The sequence below is a fragment of the Paenibacillus sp. J22P277 genome, assembly GCF_059383675.1.
Genome location: NZ_JBXENS010000004.1, coordinates 449,940 through 463,308, shown reverse-complemented (window position 1 = coordinate 463,308; position 13,369 = coordinate 449,940). Strand labels below are relative to the sequence as shown.

10 protein-coding genes are annotated in these 13,369 nt (G+C 59.7%); 9 read left to right on the top strand and 1 reads right to left on the bottom strand.

Going from position 1 to position 13,369, the window contains the following annotated elements; all coding sequences use genetic code 11:
* Positions 1 to 10: 10 nt before the first annotated feature.
* Together AC50YL_RS15430 and AC50YL_RS15425 are read left to right on the top strand one after the other, a co-directional pair.
* On the top strand, positions 11 to 3,271 hold the full coding sequence (locus tag AC50YL_RS15430; protein WP_494833084.1) for a carbohydrate-binding protein: 3,261 nt from the start codon (positions 11 to 13) through the stop codon (positions 3,269 to 3,271).
* A gap of 249 nt (positions 3,272 to 3,520) precedes the next feature.
* Complete coding sequence (locus AC50YL_RS15425) at positions 3,521 to 4,018, top strand: SRPBCC domain-containing protein (RefSeq protein ID WP_494833083.1); 498 nt, start codon at positions 3,521 to 3,523, stop codon at positions 4,016 to 4,018.
* Positions 4,019 to 4,146: 128 nt separating this feature from the next.
* Here the strand turns inward: AC50YL_RS15425 and AC50YL_RS15420 are convergent, their stop codons facing one another.
* Positions 4,147 to 5,400 (bottom strand): NADH:flavin oxidoreductase/NADH oxidase family protein, encoded by a 1,254-nt coding sequence (locus AC50YL_RS15420; RefSeq protein ID WP_494833082.1) that lies wholly within the window; start codon positions 5,398 to 5,400, stop codon positions 4,147 to 4,149.
* 198 nt (positions 5,401 to 5,598) lie between these two features.
* Between AC50YL_RS15420 and AC50YL_RS15415 the strand changes: the two genes are divergently transcribed.
* The 7 genes from AC50YL_RS15415 to AC50YL_RS15385 all read left to right on the top strand — a co-directional run bounded on the left by AC50YL_RS15415 (position 5,599) and on the right by AC50YL_RS15385 (position 13,361).
* Positions 5,599 to 6,276 carry a TetR/AcrR family transcriptional regulator gene (locus AC50YL_RS15415; protein ID WP_494833081.1) on the top strand — a complete coding sequence of 226 codons (678 nt, stop codon included), beginning with the start codon at positions 5,599 to 5,601 and terminating at the stop codon, positions 6,274 to 6,276.
* Between the two features lie 210 nt (positions 6,277 to 6,486).
* The gene (locus tag AC50YL_RS15410; protein WP_494833080.1) at positions 6,487 to 7,398 is read left to right on the top strand and encodes a helix-turn-helix domain-containing protein; all 912 of its coding nucleotides are present in this window, start codon (positions 6,487 to 6,489) and stop codon (positions 7,396 to 7,398) included.
* A gap of 265 nt (positions 7,399 to 7,663) precedes the next feature.
* Positions 7,664 to 9,427, top strand: coding sequence for an ABC transporter substrate-binding protein (locus AC50YL_RS15405; RefSeq protein WP_494833079.1), 1,764 nt, complete (start codon positions 7,664 to 7,666; stop codon positions 9,425 to 9,427).
* Between the two features lie 75 nt (positions 9,428 to 9,502).
* The gene (locus tag AC50YL_RS15400; protein WP_494833078.1) at positions 9,503 to 10,456 is read left to right on the top strand and encodes an ABC transporter permease; all 954 of its coding nucleotides are present in this window, start codon (positions 9,503 to 9,505) and stop codon (positions 10,454 to 10,456) included.
* Between the two features lie 12 nt (positions 10,457 to 10,468).
* Positions 10,469 to 11,398: an oligopeptide ABC transporter permease gene (gene opp4C, locus AC50YL_RS15395; protein ID WP_494833077.1), complete on the top strand. Its 930-nt coding sequence runs from the start codon at positions 10,469 to 10,471 to the stop codon at positions 11,396 to 11,398.
* Between the two features lie 12 nt (positions 11,399 to 11,410).
* Positions 11,411 to 12,394 carry an ABC transporter ATP-binding protein gene (locus AC50YL_RS15390; RefSeq protein ID WP_494833076.1) on the top strand — a complete coding sequence of 328 codons (984 nt, stop codon included), beginning with the start codon at positions 11,411 to 11,413 and terminating at the stop codon, positions 12,392 to 12,394.
* A 1-nt stretch (position 12,395) separates the two neighbouring features.
* On the top strand, positions 12,396 to 13,361 hold the full coding sequence (locus tag AC50YL_RS15385) for an ABC transporter ATP-binding protein (RefSeq protein WP_494833420.1): 966 nt from the start codon (positions 12,396 to 12,398) through the stop codon (positions 13,359 to 13,361).
* Positions 13,362 to 13,369 lie beyond the last annotated feature (8 nt).

Genomic DNA, 13,369 nt, shown 5'->3' with positions numbered 1-13,369 from the left:
AGGGAATTCAATGTTACGCAAGCCAAGCAAACCGTCCCGGCTGTGGATGTCTGCCATCGCGTTGTCGTTAACGATATCCGCCTGGTCCGGCATCGGAGCGCCCAAAGCGCAAGCCTTCGCCGCAGCCGACGCGGATACCGCGATCAAGGCGTTCAATGACGCTTTCTGGGATGCCGGCGCCAAGTATTTCTGGACGAACTCGAATCGCGACACGAATTATCAGGGCTTCTGGGTCGAAGCGGAGCTGTGGGAATTGGTCATGGACGCCTACGAGCATACGTCCGATGCCGGCCTGAAGGCGCAGCTGCGCGCGCAGATCGACGATATCTTCGACGGCACGGTCGCGAAGTACGGGGAGGATTGGACCGACAATCATTTCAACGACGATATCATGTGGTGGGCGATGGCGAGCGCGAGAGCGTACGGCATTACCAAGGAGCCGAGGTATCTGGAGAGAGCGAAGCATTATTTCGATTTCGTGTACGACACGCAGTGGGATGACGGCTTCGCTAACGGCGGGATCTGGTGGATGAACAGCGACCATTCCACCAAGAACGCCTGCATCAATTTCCCGGCCGCCGAAGCCGCCGTCGTGCTGTACAACGCGACGAAGGACGAACGCTACCTGGATGCGGCGACCCGGATCTACCGCTGGAGCAAGACGATGCTGACGGACGGCGACGGCAAGGTGTTCGACCGGATCGAGATGAAGAACGGCGCCGTTCCGGACGCCACCCACTACAACCAAGGGACGTTCATCGGCGCGGCGGTCGGCCTGTACAAGATCACCGGAGATGAGGTCTATCTGGATGATGCGGTGGAGGCGGCGACGTTTACCAAGACTCGTCTGGTCGATAAGAACGGCCTGCTGAATTACGAAGGACCGAACGGGGACCTGAAGGGCGGCAAGACGATCCTGATCCGCAATCTGGCCTACCTGCAGCAGGCGCTGGATAAGCAGGGCAAGGGGCCTTACGCGCAGTTCGGCAAGCAGTTCGGAGACTGGCTGACGCTCAATGCCGATACGGCGTGGAGCAATCGCAACAAGGCCAATATCGTGGACGGCAACTGGGCGGGGCAGCTGCTCTCCGGCACGTACGAGTCGTGGTCTTCCGCCGCGGCCGTCGAGGCGCTGACCGTATTGAAGCCGGGCAAAGCCGACTTCCGCGACGGCAAGAGCGATCCGTACGCCAGGACCGAGGCCGAAGCTTACCGCGTAGGCAGCGGGTTCGGCCTGGAGGGCAGTCCGGAAGGCACGCTGCAGCTGGGCGGCATTCAAGCCGGCGGCTACGCCGTTTACAAGAACATGGATTTCGGCGCCAAAGGCGCAGCCGGGTTTATCGCCCGGGTATCGAGCGCGACGGGCGGCGGCAACATCGAGCTCCGGCTCGATTCGCCGAGCGGCCCCAAGGTCGGCACCTTGAACGTGAAGGGAACCGGCAGCTGGAACAATTTCACGAATGCCGACATGCTCCTGAAAGACGAACAAGGGCATGCGAGCAAAGTGACCGGCAAGCACGATGTGTACCTTGTCTTCGCGAAAACGGCCGACGACTACTTATTCAATCTCAATTGGTTTCAATTTACCGCGGGAGACCCTACCAAGACCGACGCGTACGCTAGACTCGCGGCCGGCAATTTCGACGAAGGCTCGGGCCTGGGCAAGAACGCGGACGGGGGATTCGTGGACGGCATCCATAACAACGCGTACGCGCTGTATAAAGGCATCGATTTCGGCTCCGGCGCGGGCGGCGTCGCGGTGCATGTCGCGAGCGGCAATCAAGGCGGAACGATCGACGTGAAGCTCGACCGTCCGGACGGGCCGACCGCGGGGACGATCGAGATACCGGCCTTGGGCGGCTGGGACAGCTGGGTCGATATCATGTCCAACGTGGATGACAAGCTGGCCGCGGGCGTGCATGACGTGTACCTCGTGTTCCGCGGAACCGACGGCGGCGATTATCCGTGCAATCTGGATTGGTTCTCGTTTACGACCGTGAAAGGAAAATCGCGGGACGCCTACGGGAAGCTGGAGGCGGAGGACAATTCCGGCGGAACCGGCTTCGGCACGGAGAACGGCGGCGGGCAGACCTACCTGGCGGGAATTAACGGCGCCAACGGCCCTTATGCCATGTACAACTATGTCGATTTCGGCGATACGAGCCCGGCCAAATTGTACGTGAACGCCGCGAGCGACACTGCCGGCGGCACGATCGAAGCCCGGATTGACAGCTTGAACGGGCCGGTTATCGCGACCGATACGGTTACGGGCACCGGCGGCTGGCAAAATTTCGCCGTGACCTCGGCGGACGTCGCCGTGCCCGTCACGGGCAAGCACATCGTATTCCTGGCGTTCAAAGGAACGGACTATTTATTCAATGTCGATAAGTTTACCTTCGGAGATCCCAAGGTGTTCACGGATCCCGAGGTTCCGCCCGTTCAGGTTCCGGATCATACCGCTCCGGGAGACGTGGAGAACGTTCGCGCGAGCCAAGGCAATGACGCGATCCGGCTCTCTTGGGACGGACCTTACGACATCGACGGCCAGAAGGTGCGGTTGCAGGCGATGAGCGGTAACCGGGCGGTTGGAGAGCCCGTGGACGTCGGCCGCGGCATTCAGACGGCGACGTTGACCGGACTGGCCGGCGTCCCCGAACTCTCCGTCGCGATCAAGGCGCTGGATACGTCCGGCAACGTGTCGAAGGGGATATCGGTGAACCTCGGCGATTATCCGGGCTATGAGCTGACGGCGGAAGGCAAGGCCGTGCAGGAGAACGGCTCGCTCGAAGATTCCGCCGTGCTGGCGTTCAAGGCGACGGGCAAGGAAGCGCCCTTAGCATCGGGCGCGATTACGATCGATGGCCAAACCTACGCGGCTGACCTTCGGAAAAAGGCCGCTCTGGAGATCGATTTGGCGGGTCGGCTCGGCAAGAAGCAGATCGAGGTCACGGTACGGGACGCGCTCGGGAACGAGCTTCGGAGGTCCTTCGAGCTGAACGTGGTCACCAGCGCGGACGCGCTCGGCCGTTTGCTCGACCGTTACAAGAAATCCGGCGCGCTGAGCGGCAAGTTGGTGCCGCTGCTGAACGATTCGCTCGACCAGGCGCGGCATCAGCTTAAGACCGGCAAGAAGGACGCGGCGGCGAAGCAGATGCAGGCGTTCGTCAAGCAGTTGAACGATCCGGCGATGGCGCGCTGGGTAAAGGCGGAAGCCAAAGCCGCCTTGAATACGGACGCGCTGCAGCTCATCCAATCCTGGCAGCAGCACTAGCCGGAAGGCGCGCAAAAGGCTGTTTCGTCGAGCTTCCGGCATTGCCCATCTCGAAGTGGATGGAAGATGGAGAAATTCGCGCATCGAGCGGGCATGCCGACGTTTGGCCATGCGGACATGCAATCCATCCTGCCGCCGTTTCATAGTATTCCTTGACAGGAATATTCCTTACGGGGTATATTCTGAACGAGAAATCGCGGAGGTCGTCCGTTCCGGCGGACGCCTTACGACGCATGCGGAGGATGGAACATGTCTACGTCAAACGAATTTGTGATTACGCGCGTTTTCGATGCCCCGCGCGAGCTCGTGTTCAACGTATGGACCGAAGCGGCGCACATGGAGCGCTGGTGGGGTCCGAAGGGACTTTCGCTGAGCGTCGCCAAGCTGGAATTCCGCCCGGGCGGGATGTTTCATTACATCATGCGCACGCCGGACGGGCATGAAATGTGGGGCCGGTTCATCTTTCGCGAGATCGTCGCTCCGGAGCGGATCGTCTTCGTCAATTCCTTTTCCGACGCGGAAGGCGGCATCGCCCCGCCTCCGTTCGAAGATCCGTGGCCGCGGGAAATCCTGAACAGCGTGACGCTTGCGGAAGAAGCGGACGGCAGGACGATGCTTACCCTCGTGAGCTCGCCAGTCAACGCGACGGAAGAAGAAGTGCGGGTGTTCCAAGCCGGCTTCGCCTCGATGGACGAAGGCTATGGCGGCACGTTCGATCAGCTCGCAGCTTATTTGGCACAAGTGTAGTCGACAGAAAACCGCCTGCCGGGGAACCGGCGGGCGGTTTTTGCGTGCGTGCGTTCTACGTGATGCGTTCATAATCGAGAATGCTCATAAATGAATATGCTCATATTTGCGTACGCTTACGGCGCTTGTTAACCCGAATGACTTGCCCGATAGCCCAGCACCGCCGCATAATTCCGCTGTTCGAGCGCCATGAACGCCTCGGCGGCTTGAGCTCCGCCGAGCGACAAGTCCGGATCCAGACCGTCACCGAGCCGTTCGAGCTGCAAGTTGAACCAGGCGATGTGCTCGGTCGGCGCCAAGCCGCGCTCCGGCGACGGCAGTCGCTCGATCTCGCCCGACAACAGCTTCGCCGGTAACTCGGGATCGACAATCATCGGCCGACCGAGGCCGACGACGTCCAGTTCGCCGTCCTCGAGGGCTTGGAGCATGCCGTCTCTCGTGCGGAAATTGCCCGTGACCATGACCGGCATGGAGGCTGCTTCCCGAATTACGGCGGCGTATTCGAGGAAGAAGGCTTCGCGTTTTACGGTGCTCTCGCGGCGATCGCCCGCATCTTCGTCCTTCAGCGTCAGGCCCATCATTTTCGGCTGCTCCAGCGATCCCCCGGATATCTCCAGCAGATCGATGCCGGATTCGTTCAACAGGCCGACCAACTCGATGCATTCGGCGTTCGTGAAGCCGCCTTTTTGGAAATCGGAGGAGTTGAGCTTGATGCCGATCGGGAAATCGGCGCCGACGGCCTCTCGGACCGCGGCGATCGTCAGGAGCAGCAGCCTCGCTCTGTTATTCAAGGATCCGCCCCATCGGTCGGTACGGCGATTGGACAGCGGGCTCAAAAACTGCGAGAACAGGTAGCCGTGCGCCGCATGCAGATGGACCCCCGTAAATCCGGCCTCGCGCGTCTTGCGTGCCGCGTAGGCGAATTGCCGGATGACGTGCTCGATCTCCTGTTCGTTCATTTCCTTCGGCGGAGCGAAAGCAAGGCCGAGTCCCCTGGGCACGTCGATCTCGACGGACGACGGCGCAAGCGGCGCGGGATGGATCAGATCGGAGACCTGTCTGCCGGTATGGGCCAATTGAAGCCAGAAGTGGGCGCCTCCGGCGGTCCCCGCCTTGGCAACGGCCGCAAGCGCCGCGATGTCGCTGTATTCGTCCAAGACAAGATTGGTCGGCCGTTCGAGATGACCGCGGTCGACCTGGACATTGCCCGACAGCAGCAGTCCCGCGCCGCTCTCGGACCATCGTCCGTAGAGCGCTGCCAGCCGTTCCGTTGCTTGATTATCGGCATCCGCGAGTCCTTCGCTCATCGAAGCTTTGACCAGTCGGTTAGGAAGAATTGCGCCGCCGGGCAGTACCAGCGGTTCGGATAAGAAAGCAGTCATATGCAAAATTCCTTTCGTTGAAGTCGGGAGAGCCGACTTGATTATAAATGACAACGGCCGTTGTTGTTAATACGACAATAATCGTTGTCGTATGGTTTGTCAAGGAAGCGCAATCCGGATAGAATGATCCGTAAGGACATGCGCGTTGAGCAAATAAACGGCATTCAGCTTTTGAAAGTCAACCGGTTTGGGGGGAGCATGATGAAGAATTGGACGGACGATCATCCGAAGGCTCCCATGATGCGGCGAAAAAGAGCGGCCATCATCGATGCCGCGATTGAGGAGTTTCTGGAGAACGGGTATGCGCAAACGTCGATGGACCGCATCTCCGCGACGGCCGGCGTATCGGTCAAGACGGTTTATCGCCACTTCGACAACAAGGATGATCTGTTCAGCACGGTGATAAAGGTCGCATGCGGCATGAACGGGTTGGAAGAACCGGACGCCGCGGACGCGAACGAGGATCGGCAATCGCCGGGCGAAGCGGAATGGTTCGAGCTGCCTCCGTCCGCGGCGCTCGCGAGGGCCGGCGCGGCTTATCTGTCCCATGCGCTCTCGAAGACGCAGCTGGCGCTGTATCGCGTGGTGACCCAGGATGCGTTCCGGTTTCCCGAGATCGGGCGAAGATACCGGGAAGAAGTCGTTCAAAGCCGAAACGACCTCTTCGCGCGTTATCTGGACCGGTGGTCCGCGGCGGAGGGCTGGCAGGTGAGGGACAAAGAGCTGGCCGCGGGCATGTTCTTCGGCTTGCTGCGCGGCAACTTGTTCGATGACGTCCTTCACGGCTTGCGCGCGGCGGACGGCTCCGACATCGAGCGGCAGGCGAATTCGGCCGCGGCGAGCATGCTTCTCCTGCTCGGCCGCGGCAGCTTATAAGTCCGACGCGGCTTAACTAGCCGGACCGGCGCGGCTTGGAATCGACGGAGCAGCCGGTGCGCCGCGAATAGTTCGATCGAACCCTGCCGACAGGTGTCGGCGGGGGTTTCGCGCGCGCCATCGGCCGGCTGCCGGGGGACGAAGAAAAATCAAAGTGGTGCTCGGCGAAGACTAGTTGCTATAATACTAGACAGAGAGGGGCGTGCGGTCATGGATTACAGCTTGGACGTAAGGTTCAAACCATTGTTCGAAATCATGGGCAGCCTGCATGCCTATGTGTGCCGTAAATCGCATAAGAAGCTCGATTTATCCCCGTCCTGGGCGAAGGAAGTCCGTCAACGGATCACGCCCGAATTAGCGGAGCTGCTCGATCGCGTTCAGATCGACGGCGACTGGAAGCTGACGTATTTGCTCGTGCATCTCTGTCCCGGGGAAGACGTCGGCGATTTCGTCGACTGGCTAGGCGGGATGACGGCAGGGGAGCTCTACGAATTAATGTCGCCTTACGGGAACCAGTTCCCGAACCAGATGGGGGAATTCCGCGATCATACCGTAAAGCTGTTCGAAGCTTGGAATGAGCAATATTTTCGGCATATCGATCCGTTGATTCTCGAAAGGCTCGGCGAAGAAGCGCATAACCGAAAGCAAGCGCTTCCGTCCGCGGATCCGTTCGCGTTCGTCGACGAGACGACGAACGGGCTGCTGTTCGCGCCGATGGAGGGGCTGGAGCGGGTGATCCTCATGCCGCAGTACCATTTTCAGCCGATCAACGTCATCAGCCATTTCGGCAAGGTCACCATCTGCCACTACGCCGCAAGGCTATACTTGGGCGACGAAGATTTCCTGACGCCGCACGAGTACCGCATGATCCGGAGCGTGTCGGAGAAGAGCCGCCTGAAGATCCTGCGGTTCTTGAACCAAGGACCGCGCTCGTTCATCGAGATCGTCCGCCATTTGGAGCTGTCCAAGGGAATCACGCACGATCATGTCTCCAAGCTTCGCAATGCGGGCATGCTGACGGCGCATTTCGAAGGCGAGACGCTCACCGCGTACAGCGTTCGAACCAGTGCCGTGAAGCAGGTCCATAGCAAAATCATGGGTTATATCGAGCAAGGCGTATAAGGGAGAACGCTGGACGCCAGTGCCGGAACCGGCCGCTTGCGCATCGTGATAAGACGATGCGTAAGCGGTTTTTTCGTTGGTTACACTAGTGTGGCCAAGGAGTAGCGCATGACGAACGATTGCGTTATTCTTTATATAAAGAATTTTTTAACGGTTCTCTATTTACAGAACTGAATTTCGTCACTATAATGGACAAAGAATGCTGAGTAAATCTATCGGGATTAAAAAAGGGATATAAATAGCAGTCTATACTTAGGAGGGTATCATGAAAAAAAGAATCGTAACCTTATCTACGGCCATACTCGCAACTTCGCTGCTGCTGGCCGCTTGCGGCAACAACGCGAACGACAACGCAGGCGCCGGCAACTCGGCGAATGCCAACCAGCCCGCGGCCGGCAATTCGGCCAATAACGCGGCGAACAACGGCGCCGCAGCCGATCCGGCATCGGGCGCTGCCGGGCTCGTCGCCGCGGCGGACATGTCCAAGCTGCCGGACGTCGCCAAGCAGCGCACGGATACGATCATCGTCGGCTTGACCGATCCGAGCGGCGCGTTCACGCCGTACTTCCAACAAAGCGGCTACGACGGCAACGTGTCGGGCCTGCTCTACACGCCGTTGATTAAAGTCGACGACAAGGGATTGCCGACGCCGGGGTTGGCCGAGAAATGGGAAGTCTCGGCGGACAATCTGACGTACACGTACCATCTGCGCAAGGATTTGAAATTCAGCGACGGCACGCCGCTTACGGCCGACGACGTGGCCTTTACGTGGACGATCCTGTACGACAAGTCGTACGACGGAGATTCGCTCGTGAACACGCTGAACGTTAAGGGCGGCGACGCCTACAAGGCCGGCACGGCGACCAGCGTCTCCGGGATCAAAGTCATCGATCCGCAGACGATTTCCGTCACGCTCGACAAGCCGAACGCAAGCGCCCTGACCGTGCTCGGTTCCGACGTGCTGTCCAAGGCTTACTATGGCAAGGATTACAAGCAAGGACAATTGGATTACATGAAGAAGCTAAGCGGAAGCCCGCTCGGCACCGGACCGTACAAGCTGGAGAAATTCATTCCCGGCCAGGAAGTCCGCATGGTCGCGAACGAGAATTACTTCGACGGCAAGCCGAAGACGGAGCATTTTATCTATAAAACGGCCCAAGGCGATACTTGGCAATACCTGGAAACCGGCGAAGTCGACTATGCGTCGTTCTCGGCGACGAAGGAAAACATCGACAAGCTCAAGGCGATGGGCTTCGTGAATATCCTGCCCTATACGCCGAGCAATTACGGCTATCTGCAATTGAATCTGAAGCACCCGGCGCTGCAGGATAAGCTTGTCCGCCAGGCGCTCACGTACGGGCTGGACCGTCAGAGCATCTACGTGGACGCGGCCCAAGGCGCGGGCCAGATCGCGAACATCCCGTCGTCGCTGATCTCGTGGTCGTATACGGAAGACGGCATCAACCCGTACAAATTCGATCCGGAGAAGGCGAAGCAGCTCCTGGACCAAGCGGGTTGGAAAGCCGGCGCTGACGGCATTCGCGAGAAGGACGGCAAGAAGCTGACGATCCATTACCTCGGCTCCAAGAAGCCGGAGACCGATGTCTTCATCGCCGTGGCGAAAGAAGATTTCGAAACGCTCGGCATCAAATTCGAGCCTGAAGTATTCGCGGACTTTAACGCGCTCGTCTCCAAGGTCGAAGGCGGCGATTACGATATGGCGGCTTTCTCCACGTCGCTGTTGACCGATCCGTCGGACGGCCTGCTGCAATTCATCGACGGCGAGATTCCGGGCTATGACGATCCGACGTTCAAGGAACTGTACGCCAAAGGCTTGGCAACCTCGAACATCGACGAGCGCAAAGCCGTGTACAAGGATATTTACAAGCTGCTGAACGATCAGCTGCCCGTCATCTTCACGAGCTACAAGAAGAACGTGTACGCCTACAACGGACGGATTCAGAATCTGAGCGTCAGCCCGTTCAACGGCATCGCCCCAAGCTTGCCGAGCTGGTCGCTGAGCCAATAACGATATCGAACCAAACGAAAATGCGATTCCCTGCCCGATTCCCCGGGCGGGGAATCGCAGGTTAAGGAGTCGACTATGAGCACGTACATTACGAAGCGGATCCTCTACATGATCATTATATTGTTCGCGGCTTCCTTCTTGATCTTCTGCCTGTACGCCTTGACGCCCGGCGATTTCATCACGGGCAACATCAAGCTGACGCCGGAGCGCAAAGCGGAGCTCCGGGAGATTTACGGGCTGAACAAGCCCGTGATCGAGCGGTACGCGATCTGGATGAAGAACGCCTTCCACGGCGACTTCGGTTATTCGCTGTCGCAGCAGAAGCCGGTTCTCACTTTGTTTAACCAATATATCTGGAATTCATTCCTGCTTGCGGTCGTCTCCACGTTCCTGACGTGGCTGATCGCGGTCGTCGTCGGCGTCGTCGCGGCGTACAAGCAGTATTCGTGGTTCGATACGATCGTCATGGTGGCGCTGTTCGCCGCGATGTCGATCCCGTCGTTCTTCATCGGACTCTTCCTGATCAAGATCATGGCCGTCGACTGGAAATGGCTTCCGCCGGGCGGCATGCTGACGACGGGCAGCAACGCGACGGGCTTCGCGTACGTCAAGGAAGTCATCCATCACATGATGCTTCCGGTGATGGTCATGACGTTGCTCGGCGTGGGCTCCTTGACGCGCTACTTCCGAAGCAACATGATCGACGTCATCAAACAAGACTACATCCGCACGGCCCGCGCCAAGGGGCTGAAGGAACGCAAGGTTTTGTTCACGCACGCGCTGCGCAACGCCTTGCTGCCCGCCATTACGCTGGTCGGCTTCGAGCTTCCCGCTCTGTTCGGCGGCTCGCTCATTATCGAGAAGATCTTTAACTGGCCGGGCATCGGGCAGCTCTATATGCAATCCTTCGGCTTGCGGGATTATCCGCTGCTGATGGGCTTCACGTTGTTTATCGCGATTTTGACCGTCATCGGCACGCTGGTCTCGGACATTTTGTACCATGTCGCCGACCCGCGGGTCAGGCTTTAGGAGGTCAATCGGATGTCTACGATTCACGGAGAGGGGACGGCCGCGCTGTCATCCCCCAAACCCAAACCCGTCTATACGTCGTTGTGGAAACAGTCCTTCAGGCGGCTGATCAAAAATAAACTCGCCGTGCTCGGTTTCGTCGTCGTGGCGTTCATGTTCGCGGCCTGCTTCATCGGCCCGTTGTTCTCGCCGTATACGGACAACAAGATCAACATGGCCTTCATGAACAAGGCGCCGAGCCTCAAGCACTGGCTGGGCACGGACGCGCTCGGGCGCGACGTGCTGACCCGCGTGCTGCAGGCGGGCAGGATTTCCTTGACCGTCGGCCTCGCCTCGATGGTGCTGTCGGTCTTCGTCGGCTCGCTGCTCGGCGTCATCGCCGGCTACTACCGGGGAATCGCCGACCAAATCATCATGCGCCTGGCCGACTTGCTGCTGACCATTCCGAGCCTGCCGCTCCTGTTTATCCTGGGCGCGCTGCTGTCGGAGTGGAAGGTGCCGACGGATTACCGCATGTACATCGTCATGCTGATGCTCAGCATCGTCGGCTGGCCGAGTCTCGCCCGGATGGTTCGGGGGCAGATGCTCAGCCTCCGGGAGCGGGAGTACATGCAGGCGACCGTCGTCCTCGGTCTTCGCGACCGCCGGAAGCTGTTCAATCACTTGCTGCCGAACCTGGTGCCCTTGCTGATCGTCATTGCCACGCTCAACATCGGCGGCGCCATCCTGTACGAGTCCGTGCTGAGCTACTTCGGACTCGGGGTGATGGCGCCGACGCCGACATGGGGCAACATGATCGACGCGGCCAACAACATGATCGATTTCCAAGACCATCCGTGGCTCTGGATTCCGCCCGGCTTCTCGATCTTCGCGACCGTCATCGCCATTAATATTTTCGGGGACGGGCTGCGGGACGTCTTGGATCCCAAGCAGAAAAGGTAGGTGTACGCGAACATGGATACCGTACTTGACATAGAGCATTTAAGCACGCATTTCAAAACGGACGAAGGCGTCGTACGCGCCGTCGACGACGTGAGCCTGCAGGTCCGCCAAGGCGAGATCGTCTGCATCGTCGGCGAATCCGGCAGCGGGAAGAGCATCACGGCCATGTCGGTCATGGGACTCGTCGAAGCGCCGGCGGGGCAGGTCGTCGGGGGAAGCATCGCCTTCCACGGCGAGGACCTGCTGAAACTCAGCCGCAACGAGCTTCGCACCGTGCGCGGCAACGAGATCGCCATGATCTTCCAAGAACCGATGACGTCGCTCAATCCCGTGCTTCGAATCGGCGAGCAGCTTATGGAGCCGCTTATGGAGCATCGCAAGATGAGCAAGAAAGCGGCGCGGAAGCGGGCGATCGAGCTCATCGGCGAAGTGGGCATCTCCCGCGAGGAGCAGATCGCGGATTCGTATCCGCACGAACTGAGCGGCGGCATGCTGCAGCGGATCATGATCGCCATCGCGATCTCGTGCGGCCCGAAGCTGCTCATCGCCGACGAGCCGACGACGGCGCTCGACGTCACGATCCAAGCGCAGATTCTCGATATGCTGCGCCGGTTCAAGGAAGAATCGGGCATGGCGATCCTGTTGATCACGCATGACCTCGGCGTCGTGGCGGAGATGGCGGATTACGTCGTGGTCATGTATGCCGGCAAGGTCGTGGAGGAAGGCGAAGTCGTCGCCTTGTTCGAGAATCCCCAGCATCCGTATACGCAGGGCTTGCTGAAATCCAAACCGATCATCAACCAGCGCCAGGACGAGCTGTATTCCATCCCGGGGCAGGTGCCCAATCCGCTGGAGCTCGTGCCGTCGTGCTATTTCCACGACCGGTGCGCCCATTGCATGGACATCTGCCGGACGACGGAGCCCGCATTGAAGGAGACCGGCAATCGCCAGAAGGTTGCCTGCTGGTTGTACGAGGAGGCGATCGCGCATGTCTGAGCTGAACCAGCCGCTGCTCGAGGTGAACGGGCTCAAGAAGTATTTTCCGATCAAATCCGGTCTGTTCGGCCGCGCGGTCGGCAGCGTCAAGGCCGTCGACGATATCAGCATCACGATCAAGCAGGGCGAGACTTTCGGCCTTGTCGGGGAATCGGGGAGCGGGAAGAGCACGGTCGGACGCACGATACTGCGGCTGACGGACAAGACGGAAGGCGAAGTGAAATTCAACGGCGTCGACCTTTATAAGCTGCCGCCGCAGGAGCTGCGCCGGCTGCGCCCGAAAATGCAGCTGATCTTCCAGGATCCGTACAGCTCGCTCAATCCCCGCGTGCGTATCGGCGACGCGATCGGCGAGGCGCTGCTCGATCACGGCCTCGCGCCGCGCGAGGAGGTTCGCGACCGGGTCATGGAGGTGCTGAACGCCTGCGGATTGTCGTCGTACCATATCGACCGGTTTCCGCATGAATTCTCCGGCGGGCAGCGCCAGCGCGTAGGCATCGCCCGGGCGCTCGTCCTGAACCCCGACCTGATCATCGCGGACGAGCCGGTCTCCGCGCTGGACGTCTCGATTCAGGCGCAGATCATCAATTTGTTCCGCAAGATGCAGGACACGCAGGGACTGACGTACTTGTTCATCTCCCATGACCTCAGCGTCGTCGAGCATCTGTGCTCGCATATCGGCGTGATGTATCTCGGCTCGATGATGGAGACCGCTTCGCGCGACGAACTGTTCCGCAATCCGCTTCATCCGTACACGAGAGCGCTGCTGTCGGCCGTCCCGATCCCGATTCCGAAGCTGAAGCGCGAACGGATCGTGCTGAGCGGAGAGCTGCCGAATCCGGCGGATCCGCCGTCCGGCTGCAAGTTCCATACGCGCTGCCCGTTCGCCGTCGCCCGCTGCAGAGAGGAAGTGCCGCTGTTCCGGAACGTCGGGAACGATCACAGCGTCGCGTGCCATCTCGTATGAGCGGCGCC

What these genes read in the sequence shown, in the direction of transcription:
- AC50YL_RS15430 (WP_494833084.1), top strand. Translation starts at nt 11, where the DNA reads ATGTTACGCAAGCCAAGCAAACCGTCCCGGCTGTGGATGTCTGCCATC.
- AC50YL_RS15425 (WP_494833083.1), top strand. Translation starts at nt 3,521, where the DNA reads ATGTCTACGTCAAACGAATTTGTGATTACGCGCGTTTTCGATGCCCCG.
- AC50YL_RS15420 (WP_494833082.1), bottom strand. Translation starts at nt 5,400, where the DNA reads ATGACTGCTTTCTTATCCGAACCGCTGGTACTGCCCGGCGGCGCAATT.
- AC50YL_RS15415 (WP_494833081.1), top strand. Translation starts at nt 5,599, where the DNA reads ATGATGAAGAATTGGACGGACGATCATCCGAAGGCTCCCATGATGCGG.
- AC50YL_RS15410 (WP_494833080.1), top strand. Translation starts at nt 6,487, where the DNA reads ATGGATTACAGCTTGGACGTAAGGTTCAAACCATTGTTCGAAATCATG.
- AC50YL_RS15405 (WP_494833079.1), top strand. Translation starts at nt 7,664, where the DNA reads ATGAAAAAAAGAATCGTAACCTTATCTACGGCCATACTCGCAACTTCG.
- AC50YL_RS15400 (WP_494833078.1), top strand. Translation starts at nt 9,503, where the DNA reads ATGAGCACGTACATTACGAAGCGGATCCTCTACATGATCATTATATTG.
- opp4C (WP_494833077.1), top strand. Translation starts at nt 10,469, where the DNA reads ATGTCTACGATTCACGGAGAGGGGACGGCCGCGCTGTCATCCCCCAAA.
- AC50YL_RS15390 (WP_494833076.1), top strand. Translation starts at nt 11,411, where the DNA reads ATGGATACCGTACTTGACATAGAGCATTTAAGCACGCATTTCAAAACG.